This window comes from Yersinia artesiana (genome assembly GCF_902726545.1).
In the GTDB taxonomy this organism is placed as follows: Bacteria; Pseudomonadota; Gammaproteobacteria; order Enterobacterales; family Enterobacteriaceae; genus Yersinia; species Yersinia artesiana.
This window is the reverse complement of the sequence record NZ_CACVAD010000001.1, coordinates 113,070-137,748: the sequence shown is the minus strand read 5'-3', so window position 1 is coordinate 137,748 and position 24,679 is coordinate 113,070. Positions and strand designations below refer to the sequence as shown.

Below are 24,679 nucleotides of genomic sequence, written 5' to 3'. Positions count from 1 at the left end.
TCAGTGTGAGTAATATGTCCCTCGACTTTTCCCAGAATGAGTTTCAGCCATTGGCCGCGCGTATGCGGCCTTTGACGTTGGAGCAATATATTGGTCAGCAGCATTTGCTGGCTCCGGGTAAACCGTTACCGCGGGCAATCGTTGCTGGGCAATTACACTCAATGATCCTCTGGGGGCCGCCGGGAACCGGCAAAACCACGCTGGCAGAGATTATTGGCCGTTATGGTCAAGCGGATGTTGAACGTATTTCTGCGGTGACCTCCGGCATTAAAGAAATTCGCGAAGCGATTGAGCGCGCCCGGCAAAACCGCGACGCGGGGCGGCGAACTATTTTATTTGTCGATGAAGTCCATCGCTTTAATAAAAGTCAGCAAGATGCATTTTTACCCCATATCGAAGATGGCACGATCACATTTATTGGTGCCACTACTGAAAACCCTTCATTTGAACTGAATTCGGCTTTGCTCTCCCGAGCGCGCGTCTATTTGCTAAAAGCGCTGACCGCCGCAGACATTGAAAAAGTTATCGATCAAGCGATGTCAGATAGCAGTCGGGGCTATGGTGGGCAGAATATAAAACTGCCAGATGAAACCCGCCGCATGATGTCTGAATTGGTGGGGGGCGATGCGCGCCGTGCTTTGAATAGCCTTGAAATGATGGCGGATATGGCAGAAATAGATGCCAACGGGGTGCGAGTGTTAACCCCGGATTTGCTGAAAGAAGTATCAGGTGAACGTAGCGCGCGCTTTGATAATAAAGGTGATCGTTATTACGACCTCATCTCGGCAGTCCATAAATCGATTCGTGGTTCCGCGCCAGATGCGGCCTTGTATTGGTATGCGCGAATTATCACTGCAGGTGGCGATCCGCTCTATGTTGCCCGGCGTTTACTGGCGATAGCGTCAGAGGACATTGGCAATGCCGATCCCCGCGCGATGCAAGTGGCGATATCTGCGTGGGATTGTTTTACCCGTGTTGGCCCGGCTGAAGGTGAGCGAGCGATTGCTCAGGCAATTGTTTATCTGGCCTGTGCACCGAAAAGTAATGCGGTTTACACGGCGTTTAAAGCAGCAATGCAAGATGCGCGTGATAAACCTGACTTTGATGTGCCGGAACATCTGCGTAATGCGCCGACTAAACTCATGAAAGAAATGGGTTTGGGGGCTGAATACCGTTATGCCCATGATGAACAATATGCTTATGCTGCCGGTGAGAACTATTTTCCACCAGAAATGGCCTCGACCCGCTACTATTTACCGTCATCCCGAGGTCTGGAAGGCAAAATTGGTGAAAAGCTGGCATGGCTGGCTGAGCAGGATCAAAATAGCCCGATAAAACGCTACCGCTAGCCTTGCTGTTGCGGTAAGGTTAGCGCTATATAGGACTGCTAAGCGGCTGTTTATGCTGCTTACGTGGTTAAATTATTTTCAATAACCCTTTATACCCCAAAGCATGGCGTTGCTAACAACACGGCAATTCCAGTTCAAGGGTGTAACCATAACTACAAGCACAGGACTAGCATGCTCGATCCCAATATGCTGCGCAATGAGCTAGACGCAGTAGCCGAAAAACTGGCTCGCAGAGGTTTTAAACTTGATGTAGAGATGTTGCGCCAACAAGAAGAGCGCCGCAAAGTTTTACAGGTTGAAACAGAAAGTCTGCAAGCAGAACGTAACTCCCGATCGAAACTGATCGGTGCGGCCAAGGCGCGTGGCGAAGATATCGAACCATTACGTCTTGAAGTCAACGAGTTGGGTGAAAAGCTGGATGCAGCCAAGGCCGAACTGGACAAGTTGCAAAACGAAATCCGCGACCTGGCATTGTCGATTCCTAACCTGCCAGATGATTCGGTTCCGGTGGGTAAAGATGAAAACGATAATCTTGAAGTCAGCCGTTGGGGTGAACCACGCCAGTATGACTTTGAGGTGAGAGATCACGTCTCCTTGGGCGAAATGGCCGGTGGGCTTGATTTTGCCGCCGCGGTGAAACTGACTGGTGCGCGTTTTGTGGTGATGAAAGGGCAAATTGCTCGTATGCACCGCGCATTGGCACAGTTCATGTTGGATCTGCACACTGAAAAACACGGTTATCTGGAAACCTATGTTCCTTATTTAGTTAACCATGCGACTCTGTACGGTACCGGTCAGTTGCCTAAATTTGGTGGTGATCTTTTCCATACCAAACCACTGGAAGAAGAATCTGACAGTAGCAACTATGCATTGATTCCAACGGCAGAAGTGCCGGTGACCAATCTGGTGCGTGATGAGATTCTGGAAGAAGAGTCTCTGCCATTGAAAATGACGGCACATACCCCTTGCTTCCGTTCTGAAGCGGGTTCCTATGGCCGTGATACCCGTGGCTTGATCCGTATGCATCAATTCGACAAAGTTGAGATGGTGCAGATAACCCGCCCTGAAGATTCTATGGCGGCATTGGAAGAGCTGACCGGTCACGCAGAGAAAGTGCTGCAATTGCTGGAATTGCCATATCGCAAAATGCTGTTGTGTACTGGTGATATGGGCTTTGGCTCCAGCAAAACTTACGACCTGGAAGTGTGGTTGCCAGCGCAGAATACTTATCGCGAAATTTCTTCATGTTCAAACATGTGGGATTTCCAGGCTCGCCGTATGCAAGCACGTTGCCGTAACAAAACTGACAGAAAAACCCGTTTGGTTCATACCCTGAATGGTTCTGGTCTGGCAGTTGGGCGTACTTTGGTTGCAGTGCTGGAAAACTACCAGCAGGCAGATGGCCGTATCCAGGTGCCAGAAGTCTTGCGCCCTTATATGGGTGGTTTGGAATTTATTGGTTAGTCACAGCGAGTCAATATCTCTCGCTTGATTATCAAGTAGTTATAAAGCGCCTTCGGGCGCTTTTTCTTTTTTGGGTTATGGCGAATACACAAAATTTATCGCGTAGGGATTTATCCAACAACATATCGTGCTATCGACTCTCGTGATGTAATTGACTTTTTTATCACCAGTGGCATGATGCGCTCACTTTTCTTGTCCCGACGGCTTCAGTCTTATTATGTCCGCATATTCTCGCCCGGTGCTGCTTTTGCTCTGTGGGCTTTTGCTGTTTACGATTTCTATCGCGGTTTTAAATACATTGGTTCCCTTATGGCTATCTCATCAACAATTGCCGACCTGGCAAGTGGGGATGGTAAGTTCATCGTATTTTAGCGGGAATCTGGTTGGGACATTGATTGCCGGGCGGATTATCCAACAACTCGGTTTTAATCGCAGCTACCATTATTCCTGTATTTTATTCGCGCTGGCGACATGTGGGTTAATGCTGTCGGTTGATTTCTGGAGCTGGTTAGGCTGGCGCTTTTTCGCTGGTGTGGCGTGTGCATTAATTTGGGTTATTGTCGAAAGTGCATTACTACGTAGTGGCACGGTAACCAACCGAGGGCAACTGTTGGCGGCCTATATGATGGTTTACTATCTGGGCACCGTCACTGGTCAGTTACTCTTGGGGGTAGTCTCGACTCAACTACTCAGTGTTATTCCGTGGGTCAGTGCATTGGTCATTACCGCAATGTTGCCGCTGTTATTTGCGCATTTTTCTCATCAAGATAGCGGTGATGTACCCCATATCGCCGTTTGGCCGATGCTGAAGCGCCGTAGTGCGCGTTTGGGGATTAATGGCTGCATTATCTCCGGTGTGTTATTAGGTTCGCTCTATGGTCTGCTGCCGTTGTATTTATCGCATCAAGGAATGAGTGATGCCAGTGTTGGATGGTGGATGGCGTTGCTGGTCAGTTCAGGGATAATTGGTCAGTGGCCAATAGGCAAAATGGCCGACCGCTATGGTCGTTTGTTGGTGCTACGGATTCAGGTGTTTGTGGTGATTCTCGGTAGTATCGCCATTCTGGGTAACTATGCGCTGGCACCGGCACTGTTTATTTTGGGGTGCGCCGGTTTTACCCTTTATCCTGTCGCCATGGCGTGGGCATGTGAAAAGGCGAGTGCCGATGAATTGGTCGCCATGAATCAGGCGCTATTGATGAGTTATACCATCGGTAGTCTGACCGGCCCGACCATGACTTCATTGTTGATGCAGCGCTATTCAGACAATCTATTGTTTATCATGATTGCGGGTGTGGCTTTGGTGTATTTAATGATGTTGCTACGTAAACCCGATCAGCAAAAAACGCCGTTCGCCGCGGTGTAACCGCCAAAAAAATACCGCCAGCGAGAAAATCTTGCATGGCGGTATTGATTGAAAATTAGCTAATATTTTGACAGCTATCAGTAGATCACTTTGTGACCATAGCTTTCAAGAATACCTTTCACGCGGTCCATAATCTCCGCGGTAGGGGGCTTGACCCCATCCAGTTTGTATTCTTCGCCCATGGCAATCCATTTGTGCTTACCTAGCTCATGATAAGGCAACAATTCGATTTTCTCGATATTGGTCATGTTCTGAGTAAATTCACCCAGCATATGGGCGGATTTATCATCATCCGACCAACCCGGCACGACCACATAACGGATCCAGGTTTTTTGATTGCGTTTTGCCAGATAGCGAGCAAATTCAAGGGTTCGGTGATTGGATACGCCGACCAGATTCTGATGCACGCTGTCATCCATCTGTTTTAAATCCAGCATCACTAAATCAGTGGCATCCAGTAATTCATCAATCACCGGATCATAACGGCGCACAAAACCATTGGTATCCAGACAAGTGTGAATACCTTCTTCGTGACAGGCGCGGAACCAATCACGAACAAACTCAGCCTGTAAGATGGCTTCGCCACCGGAGGCAGTAACACCGCCACCAGAAGCATTCATAAAATGGCGATAGGTAACGGCTTCTTTGACCAATTCTTCAACGGTAACTTCCTTACCGCCATGGGTGTCCCAGGTATCACGGTTATGGCAATACAGGCAGCGCATCAGGCAACCCTGGAAGAATACGATAAATCGAATACCAGGGCCGTCAACGGTGCCACAGGATTCGAATGAGTGAATGCGGCCAAGTACGGACATTGCAGGTTACTCCAATACTGGATAAATAAAGGCCCCACGAAGGTGGAGCCTTTTAGTCTAATCTATTTTAGTTAGAACTTATATTGACTGTGTGAATGTACGTGTAATCACATCCTGCTGCTGTTCTTTAGTCAGCGAGTTGAAACGAACTGCGTAGCCTGATACACGGATAGTCAATTGCGGATATTTTTCCGGATTTTCCATCGCGTCTAACAGCATTTCGCGGTTCATTACGTTCACGTTCAGGTGTTGACCACCTTCGATGGACGCCTCGTGATGGAAGTAACCATCCATCAGACCTGCCAGGTTAGCTTTACGCACTTCGTCGTCTTTACCCAGTGCGTTTGGCACGATAGAGAAGGTGTAAGAAATACCATCTTTCGCGTAAGCAAACGGCAGTTTAGCAACAGAAGTCAGAGAGGCAACAGCACCTTTCTGGTCACGACCGTGCATTGGGTTAGCACCTGGACCGAATGGAGCACCAGCGCGGCGGCCATCTGGGGTGTTACCGGTTTTCTTACCATAAACCACGTTAGAGGTGATGGTCAGTACAGACTGAGTTGCGACTGCACCACGGTAAGTACGCAGCTTCTGAATTTTCTTCATGAAGCGCTCAACCAGGTCACAAGCGATGTCATCAACACGTGGGTCGTTGTTACCAAACTGTGGATATTCGCCTTCGATGTTGAAGTCGATAGCCAGGCCATCAGCATCACGAATGGTGCTTACTTTGGCATATTTGATTGCAGACAGGGAGTCAGCAGCAACAGACAGACCTGCGATACCACACGCCATAGTACGGTAAACATCACGGTCATGCAGGGCCATCAGTGCAGCTTCGTAGCTGTACTTGTCATGCATGTAATGGATGATGTTCAGCGCAGTAACGTATTGTTTAGCCAGCCAATCCATAAAGTGATCCATGCGTTCCATGACTTTGTCATAGTCCAGCACTTCATCCATCATTGGCGCTTCTTTCGGGCCAACCTGGATCTTCATTTTTTCATCAACGCCGCCGTTAATTGCATACAACATGGTTTTCGCCAGGTTGGCACGCGCGCCGAAGAACTGCATTTGTTTACCGACAATCATCGGGCTAACACAACATGCGATGGCATAGTCATCGTTGTTGAAGTCAGGACGCATCAGGTCATCGTTTTCATACTGTACAGATGAAGTATCGATAGACACTTTAGCTGCATATTTTTTGAAGTTCAGTGGCAGCTTTTCAGACCACAGAATGGTCATGTTCGGCTCTGGAGACGGCCCCATGGTGTACAGGGTGTTCAAGAAGCGGAAGCTGGTTTTAGTCACCAGAGTACGGCCGTCAACGCCCATACCTGCCAGAGACTCAGTTGCCCAGATTGGGTCACCAGAGAACAGCTCATCATACTCAGGGGTACGCAGGAAGCGAACCATACGCAGTTTCATTACCAAATGGTCAATCAGTTCCTGCGCTTCGATTTCAGTCAATTTACCTTCTTTCATATCACGTTCGATATAAACGTCGAGGAAGGTAGAAACACGGCCGAAGGACATGGCAGCGCCGTTCTGAGATTTAACCGCAGCCAGGTAGCCGAAGTAAGTCCACTGTACAGCTTCTTTGGCGTTAGTTGCCGGACCAGAAATATCACAACCATATTTGGCTGCCATTTCTTTGATTTGACCCAGAGCGCGATGCTGTTCAGCAATTTCTTCACGCAGCTGAATGGTCATTTCCAGGTCTTTACCGTTTTCCAGGTCATCCTGCAAAGAGTTGAACTGAGCCAGTTTGTCTTTCATCAGGAAGTCGATACCGTAAACGGCTACGCGACGATAGTCACCGATGATACGGCCACGACCATAAGCATCTGGCAAACCAGTCAGTACACCAGATTTACGGCAGTTCAGGATGTCTTTGGTATAAACGTCAAACACACCTTGGTTATGTGTTTTACGGTATTCGGTGAAGACTTTTTTCAGTTGCGGGTCAAGTTCACGACCGTAAACTTTGCAAGAGCCTTCTACCATTTTGATGCCGCCGAATGGGATCAGGGCACGTTTCAATGGTTTTTCAGTCTGCAAACCAACGATGGTTTCCAGATCTTTATTAATGTAGCCAGCATCATGAGAGGTGATGGTCGCTGCTACGTCGGTATCGAAATCAACTGGCGCATGAGTGCGGTTTTCCAGTTTGATACCTTCCATAACTTGCGCCCACAGCTTGTCGGTCGCTTCGGTAGAGCCGGCAAGGAAGGACTCATCGCCTTCATAAGGGGTGTAGTTTTTCTGGATGAAGTCACGAACGTTGACTTCTTTTTGCCAGTCACCTTGGGTAAAGCCTTGCCATGCTTTGGCCAATTTTTCATTAAGTTCGGTCATAATGCATCTACCTTTTAATGTGAATTTCTTCGAAAACCGTGTGCGGCCACACTTAGTGTTGCTGGTCACCGCGCAGATAAATTACCCAGTAAGTCAAACCTACCAATAATCCGCCACCGATGATGTTGCCGATAGTGACCGGGATCAGGTTATCAATAATAAAGTTACTTACGGTTAAGTTAGCAAATTGCTCAGGTGCTGCTCCTATGGATTGCCAAAATTCTGGGGGCGCGAAGTTTTTAATCACGATACCCATAGGAATCATAAACATATTTGCGATGCTATGCTCAAAGCCGCTGGCAACAAACATACCCACCGGTAAAATCATCGCAAACATCTTGTCCATTATGGTACGGCCGGAGTAGCTCATCCAAACCGCCAGGCAGACCATTAAGTTGGCCAAAATACCCAAACATACTGCTTCAACAAAAGTATGGTGCAATTTGTGGTCGGCTGTTTGTAAAACATTCAAGCCCCATTGACCATTTGCCACAGTATATTGGCCCGCGAACCAAATAAGGCACACGAAGAATAGCGCACCGCACAGGTTCCCAATATAGACATTAACCCAGTTGCATCCCAGTTGACGCCAGGTAATACGGCCACTGGCTTTGGCCACCGTAGTCAGAACAGTAGAAGTGAAAAGATCACCACCACATACCACCACTAACATTAGCCCCAGGGAGAAACAAATACCACCTACCAACTTGGCAAAGCCGAAAGGCACGCCAGCAGTACCGGTAGTCGCTGTAATATAAAAAACAAACGCAATTGAAATAAACACACCAGCAGTAATCGCTAAATAAAAAGTTTTTAGCGGATGCTTGGTGGCTTTATAGACACCGGCATCTTCGGCTACTTTAGCCATTGCCGCAGGTAATAATGCATCGAAGGGGTTGTCAGCTTTCACACTAACTCTCTCTTAAGGGTTAATAAAGCACAACGAGATACTAGCAAAGCAGTATAGCGTGAAAATTGATATGGATCATATTGCGCGAGTTTAGTTAGCCCTAAAACACTACAAAGTATGTGCTTAATTGGATTAACTATTTGATTTTTAAAATAAAAAAATATTTTAAGATTTGCAAAAAATTTTGATTCTGCTGTTTTAAAGCCGTTGAGAACGTTAACTAAAAGTAGTATTTGTAGCTATTTTAATTCATCGCTGTCATTAAATATTAACTATTTATTCACCTCTTTGTTTGTTTCCTCTGATTGGCAAATAATGTTTGTTTAAAGGTGCTGTTTTACCCTAGAGCGGCGTCAAAAAATAACGTTTTTTTATGACAAAAACAATTGTTGGCTGGTGTCATTGGTATTTATTTTGGTTAGGAATAATTGCAGAAATTAATAGCTGAAAAATTTGCGATACAAAAGCGGCGCAATGCCGCTTGAGGTTAATGACAAAGTTGCTGATAGTTCAGTGAGTGAAGGGTTTACCGCACCTAGGGGCGCTCCGGCGACTTACGTCGCTACGACCCCAACGGCACGATTCCCCTTCAATTGACTTTATCAGCTCCGACAGATAATTAACTGAAATCTATAGGGCCGAGGAGTTACTCGCTTTTTGCCCAATAACGGCGTTTCGCCGCCTGCAATTTAGCGTAAGCACCCAGCAGCGCTTGGTGTGCTGGCAGGGCTTTGAGATCTTCATCCACACTGAACAGGCCATTGAAGCGCTCTTCACCGGCGATGGCTGCGGATGCAGCCTCTACAGCTTCCTGACCATACATCTTCACGAATGCATTGTAATATTGCGCTGGGTCGCGGTCTGGCTCTTGGGTCAACAGCAACAGAGTTTGTAGGCAACGATAGTAGTTTGCCTGTTTTGCGGTAAAGACCGAAGAGTTGAAATCTTGCGTCCATTCCACCCAAATCAGTGCTTGCTCCAAATCACCGCCAGCCAGCGCCAGCATAGATTTCAACTCACCCACCCGCAGTGTATACCAGCCGTTATCTTTACCAGAGGCAATACCCAGCAGCTCGCGGACGCGGGCGAAATCATCCAACCCTTCATCATCCAGAGTCTGAATGAGTTCCAGATACTGCTCTGGTTGCCAATCACTGTCTGGCAGCGCCAGCAAGGTATCACGCAGGTGCACGCCCATGGTGTTGTTCGCCATCAGCAGATCTTCAGCTGGATAAATATCAGACATCCCCGGCACCAAAATTCGGCAAGCATACACTCCTAAGTGTTCATAATCGGCGATGTACACTTCGGCGTCTTCTTGCTTGAAGATAGCCATTAAGGTGGCAAATTCTTCTTCTGTCGTGCCTTTAAAGCTCCAATCCACGAAGGGATAATCAGCTTCTTGTTTAAACATATCCCAGCTGATTAAACCGCTTGAATCGATAAAGTGTGTTTCCAGATTGGTATGTTCGGCGACTTCTTCATCATCAAAGGTTGGCGCGGTGAATACATCTAAGTCTTTGAGGCTACGGCCTTGCAACAGCTCAGTGACGGTACGCTCAAGGGCTACGCCGAAGTCGGGATGTGCGCCGAATGAAGCAAAACATGTTCCGTTTGACGGGTTAAACAACACCACACAAATTACCGGGTATTTGCCACCTAAAGAGGCATCGTATGACAGGATCGGGAAACCTTCCTCTTCCAGTTTTGCGATAGCTTCTACCACGCCCGGATAGCGGTTTAACACCTCGGCCGGGATTTCCGGCAAGCTGATAGATTCCGCAATAATACGATTTTTCACTGAACGTTCAAACACTTCGGACAATGCCTGTACGCGAGCTTCATTGGCGGTATTACCCGCAGACATGCCGTTTGAAACATACAGATTGCCGATAATATTCATTGGAATATAGACGGTTTCTAAATCTGACTGGCGGGTGAATGGCAGAGAACAAATACCGCGCGCCGCATTCCCTGACTGCAAATCCACCAGGTCACTGGCGACCAGTTCGTTTTCTGGATCGTAAAACGCCAGCAAGCGCTCATCCAGAATACCTTCCGGCAACAAATCATCTTCAGGAATGGGGAACCATTTCTCATTTGGGTAGTGAACGAAATCACTCTCAGCTATTGCTTTGCCCAGATAGAAGTCGGCAAAAAAATAGTTAGTGGATAAACGCTCGAAATATTCACCCAAGGCCGACGCCAGTGCGGCTTTCTTGCTGGCACCTTTACCGTTGGTAAAGCACAGCGGGCAGTCACGATCGCGGATATGTACCGACCAAACGTGAGGAACTGGGTTCAGCCAGGAGGCTTCTTCAATATTAAAACCGAGGTCGCTCAGTTTTTGCTGAAAGCGGGAGATGGAGTCTTCCAGCGCGGCGTCTTTGCCGGGAATAAAGGTTTGGGTCATGGTCTTCACTTTTTGGCGGTACTAAAAACGCGCAATCATACGGGTTTTTAGTTAATAGCTCCATGTATTCCTAAAGCACAGTAAATGTCACAGTTTTAGTGTGGATATTCCGGATAATTCACTAGCTTATAAATGATGGAGTCATAATATGAAATCTATAAAGCTAACTGTCTTAGCCGGAATCTTAGCAGGGATCAGCGGTTCGGCCTTTGCTCTGCCCAATATTACTTTATTGGCGACCGGGGGAACTATCGCCGGTGGCGGTGATTCAGCCACTAAATCTAACTATACTGCGGGCAAACTGGGGGTCGATGCTCTGGTTAACGCCGTGCCAGAAATGAAAAAACTCGCCAATATTCAGGGTGAGCAAGTGGTTAATATCGGTTCTCAGGATATGAATGATGAAGTTTGGCTGAAATTGGCGAAAAAAATTAATGCTGATTGCGCCAAAACTGACGGATTCGTGATTACTCATGGGACTGATACATTGGAGGAAACTGCCTATTTCCTCGATTTAACGGTCAATTGTGATAAGCCCGTGGTGATGGTTGGGGCCATGCGCCCGGCCACGGCACTGGGTGCTGACGGCCCGCTGAATCTTTACAACGCCGTGGTGGTTGCCAGTGACCCTAACTCTGCTAAACGCGGTGTGCTGGTGGCGATGAATGATACGGTATTAACCGGCCGTGATGTCATGAAAACCAACACTACCTCGGTGCAAACCTTCCAGTCACCTAATACTGGGCCATTGGGCTATATCTATGATGGTAAAGTGAATTATCTTCATCAGCCAGCGCCACGCCAGCCTGCCTTTGATATCAGCAAGCTCAATGAATTACCGAAAGTGGGCATTATTTATAACTATGCCAATGCCTCTGACTTACCCGCTAAGGCATTGATTGACGATGGTTATAAAGGGATTGTCAGCGCCGGTGTGGGTAATGGCAACCTGTATAAAACGGTATTTGATACACTGGCAACCGCGGCACACAATGGCGTCGCAGTCGTGCGTTCATCCCGCGTCCCCACTGGCTCTACCACCGAAGATGCTGAAGTTGATGATACCCAATATGGTTTTGTTGCTTCTGGCTCACTTAATCCACAAAAAGCACGGGTACTGCTGCAATTGGCATTAACCCAAACGCAAAAACCACAAGAAATTCAAAAATTGTTCCACGCCTATTGATAGATCCAATCTTTGACGGAGGCTTCGGTCTCCGTCTCATTCAAGCACCCACAGTTTTTCCCCCTCAAGTGAATAACCGTTGCAGCAAGCGGAGTCGAATGATAAAACCGAGTGAGGATTTATAACGATGGCAATCTCAGTTGAGTGTGGTGAGGGGAAATGACACAGGTTTATAATTTTAGCGCAGGGCCTGCAATGCTGCCGGTCGAAGTTTTACGTCGTGCGGAGCAGGAATTACGTAACTGGCATGGTCTGGGTACGTCGGTCATGGAGATCAGCCATCGCAGTAAAGAATTTATGCAGGTAGCTGAAGAAGCAGAAAAAGATCTGCGCGATCTGATGCAGATCCCCGCCAATTATAAAGTGTTATTTTGTCATGGCGGAGCACGTGCGCAGTTTGCCGCAGTGCCACTGAATTTACTGGGTGACAGCCGCAGCGCTGATTACATCGACGGTGGCTATTGGGCGCACAGTGCGGTCAAAGAAGCTCAGAAATATTGCACGCCGAATGTGATTGATGTGAAGACGCATGATAACGGCGTGACAGGCATTGCTCCGATGAAACAATGGAAATTGAGCGATAATGCCGCCTATGTGCATTATTGCCCGAATGAAACCATTGACGGGCTGGCTATCAATGAAGAACCTGACTTTGGTAACAAAGTTGTGGTTGCCGATTACTCCTCATCCATTCTCTCTCGCCCGATTGATGTCAGCCGCTATGGTGTCATTTATGCCGGTGCCCAAAAGAATATCGGTCCAGCTGGTCTGACAGTGGTGATCGTGCGCGAAGATTTGCTTGGTAAAGCGCGCACTGAGTTGCCAGCTATCCTTGATTATAAGGTTTTGGCAGAGAACGGCTCTATGTTCAACACGCCGCCAACTTTCGCCTGGTATCTGTCCGGCCTGGTATTTAAATGGCTGAAAGAACAGGGTGGTTTAGGCGAAATGGAAAAACGTAATCAGGCGAAAGCTGCATTACTGTATCACGCTATCGACAGCTCTGATTTCTATCGCAATCAGATCGCGACCGTGAATCGTTCCTGGATGAATGTGCCGTTCCAAATGATTGATCCTTCGCTGGACAAATTGTTCTTGAGTGAAGCAGAGGCCCAAGGTTTACAAGCTTTAAAAGGCCACCGTGTTGCTGGAGGTATGCGTGCCTCTATCTATAACGCGATGCCAATTGAAGGCGTAAAAGCATTAACTGATTTTATGGCTGACTTTGAGCACCGCCACGGTTGATTGCTCTGAACAGACGCTCGTCTGCTCAGCTTTGTTTATCATTATGATTTAAATGTATTTATTTGGAATAACAACAGCCCCGTCCTGTGCGGGGCTGTTGCTCATAAAAGACTGGAGAGTGCTTTTCCCATGCTGGAATCCCTGACTTTACACCCCATTGCCCTGATTAATGGCACCGTTAATTTACCCGGCTCTAAAAGTGTTTCTAACCGTGCACTTCTTCTGGCAGCGCTGGCCGAGGGGACAACCCAGCTGAATAACTTGTTAGACAGTGATGATATTCGCCATATGCTCAATGCACTACAGGCATTGGGGGTGAAATACCGTCTTTCTGCTGATCGTACCCGCTGTGAGGTTGATGGATTGGGCGGTAAGTTGGTTGCAGAGCAGCCATTAGAACTGTTTTTGGGTAATGCGGGCACGGCCATGCGCCCACTGGCTGCGGCACTATGCCTGGGGAAAAATGACATTGTATTAACCGGCGAACCGCGTATGAAAGAGCGGCCAATTGGTCATTTGGTTGATGCATTGCGCCAGGGCGGAGCACAGATTGATTATCTGGAGCAAGAAAACTACCCGCCGTTGCGCATACGCGGGGGCTTTCGTGGCGGTAAACTAACCGTAGACGGCAGTGTTTCCAGCCAATTCCTCACGGCACTTTTGATGGCAGCTCCCTTAGCTGAACAAGATACTGAAATTCATATCCAAGGGGAGTTGGTGTCTAAGCCTTATATCGACATTACGTTGCATCTGATGAAAGCCTTCGGTGTGGATGTCGTTCATGAAAATTATCAGATTTTTCATATTAAAGGCGGGCAGGCTTACCACTCACCAGGTACCTATCTGGTTGAAGGTGATGCGTCTTCTGCCTCTTATTTCCTCGCCGCTGCGGCTATCAAAGGCGGAACAGTACGTGTAACTGGTATTGGTAAAAAAAGTGTGCAGGGCGATACCAAGTTTGCGGATGTTTTGGAGAAAATGGGCGCTAAAATCAGTTGGGGTGATGATTATATCGAGTGCAGCCGTGGTGAATTACAGGGTATCGATATGGATATGAACCATATTCCTGATGCCGCGATGACCATTGCTACCACCGCACTGTTTGCCGACGGCCCGACAGTTATTCGTAATATCTATAACTGGCGAGTGAAGGAAACCGACCGCTTATCCGCGATGGCGACAGAGTTGAGAAAAGTGGGCGCGGAAGTGGAAGAGGGGCAAGACTACATTCGGGTGGTACCACCTGCGCAGCTAATCGCAGCCGAAATAGGGACTTATAATGACCACCGCATGGCGATGTGTTTCTCGCTGGTGGCTTTATCTGACACGCCGGTCACTATCCTTGACCCGAAATGTACCGCGAAAACATTCCCTGACTACTTTGAACAACTGGCCCGATTGAGCCAGATGGCCTAATCATCAGCTTAAAATGGGTGTCGCTCGGCACCCATTTTTGATGAATTACATCTGCCAGAAAATAAATATTTCCTCACGAGCTGCCCTATCTCTTCTACACTTCTGCTACCGCCTATGGTTTTATTTTCAGCAACTAAACACCGCAGGGTAACAGTTCACTCCGATGCAGCGTATAATACTGCTCCTGTGTTTGCCCTGCCGGGTAGACAAGAGGTTTTGCCTACCGAAAGGAGAGATAAATGACGGCGTTAGCCCCGGTGATAACCGTTGATGGACCAAGTGGTGCAGGTAAAGGTACGCTTTGCAAAGCATTGGCTGAATCGTTGGACTGGCGTTTGCTGGATTCTGGTGCGATTTACCGTGTTTTAGCTTTAGCAGCGCTGCATCATCAGGTTGATATCAGCACCGAAGAGGCATTAGTTCCACTTGCCGCACATCTCGATGTTCGTTTTGTCTCACAGAATGGGCAGTTAAAAGTGATTTTAGAAGGTGAGGACGTCAGTAATGAGATCCGCACCGAAACTGTGGGGAATACGGCATCTCAGGCGGCAGCGTTTCCTCGGGTGCGTGAAGCACTATTGCGCCGTCAGCGAGCTTTCCGTGAACCGCCCGGCCTGATTGCTGATGGCCGCGACATGGGAACCGTGGTGTTTCCAGACGCGCCGGTGAAAATATTTCTTGATGCAAGTTCGCAAGAACGTGCACACAGACGTATGCTACAGTTGCAGGAAAAGGGGTTTAATGTTAACTTTGAACGTCTTTTGTCCGAGATACAGGAGCGAGATGATCGCGATCGTAATCGGGCTATTGCACCTTTAGTCCCTGCTACAGATGCGTTGGTACTGGATTCAACCAGTATGTCCATCGAGCAGGTGATCGAACAGGCGCTGGCTTATGCCCAACGAATTCTGGCGTTGCCGTTAAAAAAATAACGACAATGCGGTCAGTTCTGAGCTCTCAACGATTTATTTTTTAAATAAAATTATTTTTGATGAGCACTTTAACCTTGCTGCAAGGATGTGTGGCGAGGCATGTGAAACAACCCCATCCGGCGGGATGCTAGATGGACGTTAAACTTAAGAATCCTGAAGATTATAAACATGACAGAATCTTTTGCTCAACTCTTTGAAGAATCCCTGAAAACAATTGAAACACGTCCGGGCTCTATCGTCCGTGGTGTTGTTGTTTCTATCGATAAAGATATCGTACTGGTTGACGCCGGTCTGAAATCTGAGTCAGCAATTCCAGCAGAACAGTTCAAGAACGCGCAAGGCGAACTGGAAATTCAAGTCGGCGACGAAGTTGACGTTGCACTGGACGCTGTTGAAGACGGCTTCGGTGAAACTCTGCTGTCCCGTGAGAAAGCTAAGCGTCACGAAGCATGGCTGATGCTGGAAAAGGCTTACGAAGAAGCTGCAACCGTTACTGGTGTGATCAACGGCAAAGTGAAGGGCGGCTTTACAGTCGAACTGAACGGCATCCGTGCGTTCCTGCCTGGTTCACTGGTTGATGTGCGCCCAGTTCGCGATACTCTGCATCTGGAAGGCAAAGAGCTTGAGTTCAAAGTCATCAAGCTGGATCAGAAACGCAACAACGTCGTTGTTTCTCGTCGTGCAGTTATCGAATCTGAGAACAGCGCTGAGCGTGATCAATTGCTGGAAAACCTGCAAGAAGGCATGGAAGTTAAGGGTATCGTTAAGAACCTGACTGACTATGGTGCATTCGTTGATCTGGGTGGCGTTGATGGCTTGCTGCACATTACTGACATGGCTTGGAAACGTGTTAAACACCCAAGCGAAATCGTCAATGTGGGCGACGAAATCACTGTTAAAGTTCTGAAATTCGACCGCGAACGTACTCGTGTATCCCTTGGCTTGAAACAGCTGGGCGAAGATCCATGGGTTGCTATCGCTAAACGTTACCCAGAAAGCACCAAGCTGACTGGTCGTGTAACTAACCTGACTGATTACGGCTGCTTCGTAGAAATCGAAGAAGGCGTTGAAGGTCTGGTACACGTTTCAGAAATGGATTGGACCAACAAAAACATTCACCCGTCTAAAGTTGTTAACGTTGGCGACGTAGTGGAAGTTATGGTTCTGGACATCGATGAAGAACGTCGTCGTATTTCTCTGGGCCTGAAACAGTGCAAATCTAACCCATGGCAGCTGTTTGCAGAAACCCACAACAAAAACGACCGCGTTGAAGGTAAAATCAAGTCTATCACTGACTTCGGTATCTTCATCGGCCTGGACGGCGGCATCGACGGCCTGGTTCACCTGTCTGACATCTCCTGGAACGTTGCAGGCGAAGAAGCAGTTCGTGAATACAAGAAAGGCGACGAAATCGCAGCTGTGGTTCTGCAAGTTGACGCAGAACGTGAGCGTATCTCCCTGGGCGTGAAACAACTTGCAGAAGACCCGTTCAATAACTACCTGTCTGTTAACAAGAAAGGTGCTATTGTTACTGGTAAAGTAACTGCAGTTGACGCTAAAGGTGCTACAGTTGAATTGGCAGGCGGCGTAGAAGGTTATCTGCGTGCTTCCGAAGCAACTCGCGACCGCGTTGAAGATGCGACGCTGGTTCTGAACGTCGGTGATGAAGTTGAAGCCAAATACACTGGTGTTGACCGCAAAAACCGCGTAATCAGCCTGTCTGTTCGTGCTAAAGACGAAGCTGATGAGAAAGATGCTATTGCTACAGTTAACAACAAGCCAGAAGAAGGCAACTTCTCTAGCGCAATGGCAGAAGCGTTCAAAGCTGCGAAAGGCGAGTAATAATAACGGGGGCGGTTTTGCCCGCCCCTATACGGTAGTTTAGCTGCAAAGCTTGGAGGTAATATGACCAAGTCTGAACTTATTGAAAGACTTGCTGGCCAGCAATCTCACGTACCGACTAAGGTCGTTGAGGATGCAGTGAAAGAAATGCTTGAACATATGGCTGGAACACTAGCTGAAGGTGAGCGCATTGAGATCCGCGGATTTGGCAGTTTTTCTCTTCACTACCGTGCTCCGCGTGTTGGCCGTAATCCAAAGACCGGCGCTAAAGTTGAGTTGGAAGGTAAGTACGTTCCGCACTTTAAGCCAGGTAAAGAGTTACGTGATCGCGCGAATATCTACGGTTAAGTTGTTTTCAACTAATCGCGTTATTATGTAAAGCTGATCGAAACGGTGCCTCCTAAGGGCGCCGTTTTTATTGGTGTTTCGCTCTGTATTCCATTTGATTTACTCGTCGTAAAATAACGATCTTCACAATACTCTCCCGCACATTCCCACTTATTTTAGATACATCCCGCATTTCTTCTGCCGATTCTGCAACACGCTAAAACTGTTAGCGAGCCTGCACGGAACTCCTGTCATTGATACTGGCACTATAGCCCTTACATAGCGAAAATCAGCTTGTTACCCATAAGGTGAACGGATGGCAATGAGGCTATTCGAGCGTTATAAAATGGACGGTTGTTTATCACTTTATCAATTGATCATGCAGCACTCGCTATTATTGCCGGGCTTCTGCCCCTTACTGTGCTACCTCAGTTGCCTGGCGTTAGGATTATTAGCATATTACTGATATTGGGGGCACTGCTATGGGTTAGCGGCAATGCTTATTGTCAGTGGCTGACGTTGGCTTTGTTGAGCTTTGTATGGGGATGCTGGCAGGGTGATAACCTGTTGATGCAGATTGATCAACTGACTCAGAGAGAGCAGCAAGTCGTCGCCACAATAAATACCTCACATTTGACATGGGCAGAAGGTAATAAGGTTCTATTAGATATTCAACAGGTCAATGGGAAGAGGGTGTTCTCAGCGATAAAGGTTACTGTAACATGGCAAAAGGGCCTAAATTACTGCGCCGGGCAGCAATGGAAGCTTTGGTTACGAATGCGAGGGGTACATAGTTTACTCAATGAAGGTGGCTTTGATAGCCAGCGCTGGGCGATAGCAAACCGCCGCCCATTACAGGGGCGAATCATTCGGGCTGAGTTACTCAATGAGTCCTGTAACGCTCGCCAGCAAACTATCCGTGTTGTTGAACAGCAACTTGAGCCTTACAGACAGCGGCAGATCTTGCTGGCATTGGCTTTTGGTGAAAGAAGCCAACTGGATCCTCAGTATTGGACGCTGTTGCGCGATACCGGCACGGCTCACCTGATGGCAATTTCAGGTTTACACATTGCGATGGCGGCGTTATTTGGTGGAGTATTGGCACGAGCGGTTCAGTCTTTGCTTCCTGCCAGTCGTGTCGGGCCTTTGTTTCCGCTGGTTACCAGTTGGCTTGTTGCACTCATCTACACTTGGTTAGCGGGGGCGAATCCACCAGCGGTAAGAGCGGTGATGGCATTAACACTATGGCTGCTGCTGAGACTTTTTAGTGTCTCCTGTAGTGCATGGCAAATATGGTTATGGGCATTAGCACTCATTTTGCTTAGTGAGCCTCTCGCGATACTTTCGGACAGCTTCTGGCTCTCCTGTTTAGCTGTATTCAGTTTGATATGCTGGTTTTACTGGGTTCCACTTGCCCCGCGTTTTAAAACGGGTTGGCAGGGGCTGGCTATTCGTGGACTTCATTTACAATTAGGCATGATGCTGCTGTTGATGCCACTGCAAATCGTTTTGTTTCATGGCATTAGCTTACTTTCGATACCTGCAAACCTGTGGGCAGTGCCTCTTGTCTCCCTAATCACTGTCCCTTGTGTCTTATTGGCACTGGTTTTTGCTCTATTTCCCTCGGTTGCCGGGATATTCTGGTCGTTGGCTGATATATCGTTAGCTGCGGTACTTTTGCTTCTGCACCCGATGAGAATGGGCTGGCTATATACTGGCTCGACATCAATTATTATTGGATTTGGTGGCTGGCTGACCATGCTTATCTGGCGTTTTGCATGGTGGCGTAACTACTCCATCGGAGTCATGGTGCTTTGTGTGAATTTGGCCTTATTCATTCAGCGTCGTGATGAATGTCAGTGGCGTGTTGATATGCTGGATATCGGCCATGGTCTGGCGGTGGTAATTGAACGAGGGGGGAAGGCCATTATCTTTGATACTGGTAATCGCTGGGATACTGGTAGCATGGCGTCCAGGGTGATTTTGCCTTATCTACGCTGGCGGGGCATCACGATTGAGCAAATTATTCTCAGTCATGATCATCAGGATCATACCGGTGGGTTAGCTGAAATTCAGGCCGCTTTTCCTATGGCTACGGTTCGTGCTCCTTTTCCCTTAAAATACGCGCCAAATGCTTTGCCTTGTAAGCAAGGCTTGGTATGGCAATGGCAAGGCTTGAATTTCGAAGTTTTATGGCCTCGTGAGCAGATGATTAATGCTCAGAATGATGATTCGTGTGTTATCCGTATTGATGATGGAAAACACAGTTTATTATTGACTGGTGATCTTGAGAGGCGGGGTGAAAGAGCATTGATTAAAGATTCGCGAGCTAAATTAGCCTCGACATTGCTACAAGTTCCTCATCATGGGAGCAATACATCTTCAACGGCACCTTTTCTGCGAGCGGTGAAGCCGGAAGTGGCTTTTGCTTCTGTTGCACGCTATAACCAATGGCGCCTCCCGGCGAGAAAAGTGATACAACGCTATCAAAAAAATAACATTATCTGGCGTGACACATCGGTGTCTGGGCAACTAAGTGTTCATTTTTACAGCGATAGTTGGCAAATTAATGGTTATAGGGAACAATTAATACCTCGCTGGTATCACCAGCAATTTGGCGTTGGAGGCCATAATGAGTAGAATGGGCCGCTATTTCTTCTGGTGCTGGTATTTGCATGATGAATGATAAAGATCTATCCACCTGGCAGACGTTTCGTCGCCTCTGGCCATTGATCTCTCCTTATAAGACCGGACTTGTTGTTGCGGCAATAGCATTAATTCTTAATGCTGCCAGTGACACCTTTATGTTGTCGTTACTGAAACCCTTGCTCGACGATGGTTTTGGTAAGGCTAACAGCTCAATATTAAAATGGATGCCTCTCGCCGTTATTGGCTTGATGGTGGTTCGCGGCGTAACCGGTTTTGTTTCCAGCTACTGCATCTCATGGGTCTCTGGCAAAGTGGTGATGCATATCCGTCGCCGCTTATTCAGCCATATGATGGGGATGCCGGTCTCGTTTTTTGACCAGCAATCAACCGGTACGCTGTTATCGCGTATTACTTATGACTCCGAGCAGGTAGCCGCATCTTCTTCTGGCGCACTGGTTACAGTGGTGCGGGAAGGGGCCTCGATTATCGGTTTGTTTATTATGATGTTTTATTACAGTTGGCAGTTGTCGCTGATTTTAATCGTCATTGCGCCAATCGTGTCAGTTTCTATTCGCCTGGTTTCTAAGCGTTTTCGTAATATCAGCAAAAATATGCAAAGCACCATGGGGGAAGTTACCACCAGTGCAGAACAAATGCTGAAAGGGCATAAAGAAGTCTTGATCTTCGGCGGCCAAAAAGTTGAAACCGAGCGCTTTGAAGCGGTGAGTAACCGTATGCGCCAGCAAGGGATGAAACTGGTTTCGGCGTCTTCCATTTCAGACCCGATCATTCAGTTGATTGCCTCTTTTGCTCTGGCATTTGTACTGTATGCCGCAAGTTTCCCAAGTGTGATGGAAACCTTGACCGCCGGTACTATTACCGTAGTGTTCTCAGCCATGATTGCGCTGATGCGCCCGTTGAAGTCACTGACCAATGTGAATGCTCAATTCCAACGTGGGATGGCTGCTTGCCAGACATTGTTCACCATTCTGGATATGGAGCAGGAAAAGGACGAGGGCAAACTGGAAGTTGATCGTGCTAAAGGCGAAATAGAATTCCGCCATGTGACGTTCTACTATCCGGGCAAAGATACTCCAGCACTGAATGACATCAATATGCATATTGAAGCCGGTAAAACGGTTGCATTGGTGGGGCGCTCAGGCTCGGGTAAGTCAACTATCGCCAATTTAATGACCCGCTTCTATGATGTCAGCGAGGGCAGTATATTGTTGGATGGTCATGATTTACGTGATTACCGATTAGGGGCATTACGCAACCAGGTAGCATTGGTGTCGCAAAATGTTCATCTGTTCAATGATACGGTTGCTAATAATATTGCTTATGCCCGTGATGAGCAGTACAGCCGCGCTGAAATTGAAGAAGCTGCTCGCATGGCCTATGCGATGGACTTTATCAATAAAATGGAAAATGGCCTGGACACTGTTATTGGTGAAAATGGCGTCATGCTCTCCGGTGGTCAGCGCCAGCGTATTGCGATTGCGCGAGCACTCTTACGGGATTGCCCAATATTGATTTTGGATGAAGCCACTTCTGCGCTGGATACTGAATCTGAGCGGGCCATTCAGGCCGCACTGGATGAGTTGCAGAAAAACCGAACTTCATTGGTCATCGCCCACCGCTTATCAACTATTGAGAAAGCTGATGAGATCCTGGTCATTGAGGATGGGCGCATTGTGGAACGGGGCATGCATGCTGAATTACTGGCGAAAAAGGGTGTTTATGCTCAGCTTAACCGTATGCAGTTTGGCCAATGATTGAGCGTATCTGGTCGGGAAAGTCTTGGCTGTATTTGCTTCTGTTGCCGCTGTCCTGGCTATATGGTGCCATCACCTGGCTTATCCGCATCAGTTATACTCTGGGGCTGCGCTCAGCATGGCGCGCCCCTGTGCCGGTCATCATTGTGGGGAATCTGACTGCGGGTGGTAATGGTAAAACGCCGGTCGTTATTTGGTTGGTGGAACAGCTTAAACAGCGGGGTTATCGCGTTGGGGTTGTGTCCCGGGGTTACGGTGGCAAGTCAGATGTGTATCCATTATTGCTCTCCAACAGCACCACAACGGCTCAAGCGGGCGATGAGCCAGTTCTGATTTATCAGCGCACCGGCGCCCCAGTTGCTGTCTCGCCAAAGCGCTCTGATGCAGTCAAAGCATTACTGAAATCTCATGATCTGGATTTCATTATCACTGATGATGGTTTACAGCATTATGCATTACAGCGAGATTTTGAGCTGGTGGTGATTGATGGTGTGCGCCGCTTTGGCAATGGCTGGTGGCTACCTGCTGGCCCGATGCGTGAGCGAGCGGGGCGCTTGCGCTCAGTTGATGCAGTGATAACCAATGGCGGTATCGCTGCAACTGGCGAGATACCGATGCAACTGGTTGCACGGGAAGCTGTCAATTTGGTGACGGGAGAACGTTGTCCGGCACAGCAACTACAGCATGTTGTTGCCATGGCCGGTATCGGTCATCCCCCACGTTTTTTTGCCACATTGAACCTGCTCGGCATTACACCCAAAAAGGAATATGCTTTTGCTGACCATCAGGATTATTCATTAGCCCAACTGAGTTCGCTGACTTCCGGGCCACAAATTTTGCTGATGACCGAAAAAGATGCCGTTAAGTGTCGGGCTTTTGCTCAGCCTAACTGGTGGTATTTGCCGGTAGATGCGCAGTTACCTTCTGATCAAGCTGAACAATTACTGCTGAAGATCCAGGCACTACCCCGTCGTTCTGCATAATCTCAGTTAGAGACTCAGGGATGTGAGCTGCAGGGCTGCGGCGCATGCCATTAGCGAACGTTGCTGAGTTTCTTCATATAATTGCAGTTCATCGATAACTTCAGCTCCCAAAGCCTGTTGGAAATTCTGCTTGCTAGAGTGCCCGGTAAAATGACTTTGCCCTTTATCGCCTAAATTTGACTGGAAAATACCGGCGGCACTGACTGGCAGAAAATCTTCATAAACCAACGGCTCGAATTGGATGAATCCGGCATCAATTAACTCATCTAAGGTTAAACCTTGTATTAGGTCTACTGAGGCTTTAAGGCTTTTTTCTGTCGGGAAATAGCGGAAGAAAGCGAGTTTCTCCGCCCGCATTGTCGGGTAATCATCCGGAAATTGGCTAAACTGCTCGCTAAGAATAGCCATATATTGTGCCGCATTGTTCTCATTTGCCGGAACTTGCAGTTGATCTTGGGCTGCTTGCAGCAAACGGTCATAGAGATGACGGCCTTTCGCCGTCAGTGCCGTACCGCGCTGCTCTATTTCACCAAAACGGGCAGTATGATGTCCTTGAACAATTTTGCCATCAGGCGATACGAAAGCAACTTTTTCCTCCATGGCCTTGAAACTGGTTTGTCGCAGCAGTATTGGGCAACGGCGTGGAGGTGGCCCTTCGATTACTGCTTTAGGGGGAATATTGTGCTGTGGCATGGCAATTTGTACTGCGTCTATATCCAGTGTCCTTGGGGTCAAGTGGTTAATATGCGGCCCCTTAAAAGCCACAACATCGGCAATTAATCGATGCTGGTCATGCAGTTGCTGATAAACCTCTGCACTGACAGTCGCCTGGCTATGCCAGCGGAATGTTTCCAGTGACTGAATAATAAAATCATCTGCCTCCTGGCTGGTCAGCCCCCCGGCGGTTTCATGCTTAACAATCAATTCAATAGCGCGTGGCGTGAAAATGTTTCTTTTAGCAAGAATATCCGCAGCCCGTTGCCGTAATTGCGGTTGTTCAATCAATTCCAAACGCAATAAAGAAGTAAAAATTCTGAATGGGCTGGCTTGTAATGACACCTCATGCACAGCACGAAATGCTGTAGAGTGAACGGGAACCCCAGCGGGAGCCAGGTCGTAATAGCCAACAGGAAACATCCCCATAACGGTAAACAAACGGCGCAAGGTGGCCAGTTCGGCGGCAGTTCCCACCCGGATTGCGCCATGCCGTTCCAGATTTAATCGTTCAATTTCACCGGTTTGACGTAAATGGCGACTCAGCTCTGGCTGTTGCTCCATAGTGTGGCGATTCGTTTCGGCGACTAATTGCAATAAAGCCCCGTATAACGGAACTTCAACCTGATACATATCCGACATTGCACTGGAGAATCTGGCGCGAATCTCGTCGGGTTGGACAAATGTTTGGTGGATCATAATCAGGTTGCTCCTTTTGGCCCGCTGAGGCGCAAAATTGCCAAATAGTGACGTAGATGTTCAGTTTTTATTTTAGGTTCATCTCGAAAAATTGTGTGGATCTCGCGGATAATATTGGTTTTATATGCGTGGCATCTCATTGATGCTGTTGCTGGCAACATATTCCCAGATAAAATAGTTGCATGGAGATATGTTTTGTGAGTAAATAGCCACCGGCCTGTATTACAGAC

At 47.9% G+C, this 24,679-nt stretch carries 17 protein-coding genes; 12 read left to right on the top strand and 5 right to left on the bottom strand.

Annotated elements, in window-relative coordinates:
- Positions 1-5: 5 nt before the first annotated feature.
- From HU019_RS00595 to HU019_RS00585, 3 genes are all read left to right on the top strand, one after another.
- Positions 6-1,349 carry a replication-associated recombination protein A gene (locus HU019_RS00595; protein ID WP_174847061.1) on the top strand — a complete coding sequence of 448 codons (1,344 nt, stop codon included), beginning with the start codon at positions 6-8 and terminating at the stop codon, positions 1,347-1,349.
- 171 nt (positions 1,350-1,520) lie between these two features.
- On the top strand, positions 1,521-2,813 hold the full coding sequence (gene serS / locus HU019_RS00590; protein WP_005162747.1) for a serine--tRNA ligase: 1,293 nt from the start codon (positions 1,521-1,523) through the stop codon (positions 2,811-2,813).
- Between the two features lie 217 nt (positions 2,814-3,030).
- Positions 3,031-4,179 (top strand): MFS transporter, encoded by a 1,149-nt coding sequence (locus tag HU019_RS00585; protein ID WP_050078461.1) that lies wholly within the window; start codon positions 3,031-3,033, stop codon positions 4,177-4,179.
- 77 nt (positions 4,180-4,256) lie between these two features.
- On the opposite strand, the gene pflA is transcribed toward HU019_RS00585, so the two are convergent.
- The 4 genes from pflA to ycaO form a co-directional block, all read right to left on the bottom strand.
- Complete coding sequence (pflA, locus tag HU019_RS00580; RefSeq protein WP_005171041.1) at positions 4,257-4,997, bottom strand: pyruvate formate lyase 1-activating protein; 741 nt, start codon at positions 4,995-4,997, stop codon at positions 4,257-4,259.
- 78 nt (positions 4,998-5,075) lie between these two features.
- Positions 5,076-7,358, bottom strand: coding sequence for a formate C-acetyltransferase (gene pflB / locus HU019_RS00575; protein ID WP_174847062.1), 2,283 nt, complete (start codon positions 7,356-7,358; stop codon positions 5,076-5,078).
- 52 nt (positions 7,359-7,410) lie between these two features.
- On the bottom strand, positions 7,411-8,268 hold the full coding sequence (focA, locus tag HU019_RS00570; protein ID WP_050078460.1) for a formate transporter FocA: 858 nt from the start codon (positions 8,266-8,268) through the stop codon (positions 7,411-7,413).
- Between the two features lie 646 nt (positions 8,269-8,914).
- On the bottom strand, positions 8,915-10,681 hold the full coding sequence (ycaO, locus tag HU019_RS00565; RefSeq protein WP_174847063.1) for a 30S ribosomal protein S12 methylthiotransferase accessory factor YcaO: 1,767 nt from the start codon (positions 10,679-10,681) through the stop codon (positions 8,915-8,917).
- Between the two features lie 148 nt (positions 10,682-10,829).
- On the opposite strand from ycaO, the gene ansB reads away from it, so the two are divergent.
- From ansB to lpxK, 9 genes are all read left to right on the top strand, one after another.
- The gene (gene ansB, locus HU019_RS00560) at positions 10,830-11,867 is read left to right on the top strand and encodes an L-asparaginase 2 (protein WP_174847064.1); all 1,038 of its coding nucleotides are present in this window, start codon (positions 10,830-10,832) and stop codon (positions 11,865-11,867) included.
- Positions 11,868-12,026: 159 nt separating this feature from the next.
- Positions 12,027-13,112 (top strand): 3-phosphoserine/phosphohydroxythreonine transaminase, encoded by a 1,086-nt coding sequence (gene serC / locus HU019_RS00555; RefSeq protein ID WP_174847065.1) that lies wholly within the window; start codon positions 12,027-12,029, stop codon positions 13,110-13,112.
- Between the two features lie 129 nt (positions 13,113-13,241).
- Positions 13,242-14,528 carry a 3-phosphoshikimate 1-carboxyvinyltransferase gene (aroA, locus tag HU019_RS00550; protein ID WP_174847066.1) on the top strand — a complete coding sequence of 429 codons (1,287 nt, stop codon included), beginning with the start codon at positions 13,242-13,244 and terminating at the stop codon, positions 14,526-14,528.
- Positions 14,529-14,767: 239 nt separating this feature from the next.
- The gene (cmk, locus tag HU019_RS00545; protein WP_174847067.1) at positions 14,768-15,460 is read left to right on the top strand and encodes a (d)CMP kinase; all 693 of its coding nucleotides are present in this window, start codon (positions 14,768-14,770) and stop codon (positions 15,458-15,460) included.
- A 168-nt stretch (positions 15,461-15,628) separates the two neighbouring features.
- Positions 15,629-17,302, top strand: coding sequence for a 30S ribosomal protein S1 (gene rpsA, locus HU019_RS00540; RefSeq protein WP_004391091.1), 1,674 nt, complete (start codon positions 15,629-15,631; stop codon positions 17,300-17,302).
- Between the two features lie 63 nt (positions 17,303-17,365).
- A complete protein-coding gene (ihfB, locus tag HU019_RS00535; RefSeq protein WP_005159907.1) occupies positions 17,366-17,650 on the top strand; it encodes an integration host factor subunit beta in 285 nt (94 codons plus the stop codon).
- Between the two features lie 333 nt (positions 17,651-17,983).
- Positions 17,984-20,269, top strand: a complete 2,286-nt coding sequence (locus tag HU019_RS00530; RefSeq protein WP_174847068.1) for a ComEC family protein — start codon at positions 17,984-17,986, stop codon at positions 20,267-20,269.
- 35 nt (positions 20,270-20,304) lie between these two features.
- Complete coding sequence (msbA, locus tag HU019_RS00525; protein WP_019079875.1) at positions 20,305-22,053, top strand: lipid A ABC transporter ATP-binding protein/permease MsbA; 1,749 nt, start codon at positions 20,305-20,307, stop codon at positions 22,051-22,053.
- The gene (gene lpxK, locus HU019_RS00520; RefSeq protein ID WP_174847069.1) at positions 22,050-23,036 is read left to right on the top strand and encodes a tetraacyldisaccharide 4'-kinase; all 987 of its coding nucleotides are present in this window, start codon (positions 22,050-22,052) and stop codon (positions 23,034-23,036) included. The genes msbA and lpxK overlap by 4 nt, the downstream gene beginning before the upstream one ends.
- 6 nt (positions 23,037-23,042) lie before the next feature.
- Here the strand turns inward: lpxK and hglS are convergent, their stop codons facing one another.
- The gene (gene hglS / locus HU019_RS00515; protein WP_174847070.1) at positions 23,043-24,449 is read right to left on the bottom strand and encodes a 2-oxoadipate dioxygenase/decarboxylase HglS; all 1,407 of its coding nucleotides are present in this window, start codon (positions 24,447-24,449) and stop codon (positions 23,043-23,045) included.
- Between the last annotated feature and the right edge of the window lie 230 nt (positions 24,450-24,679).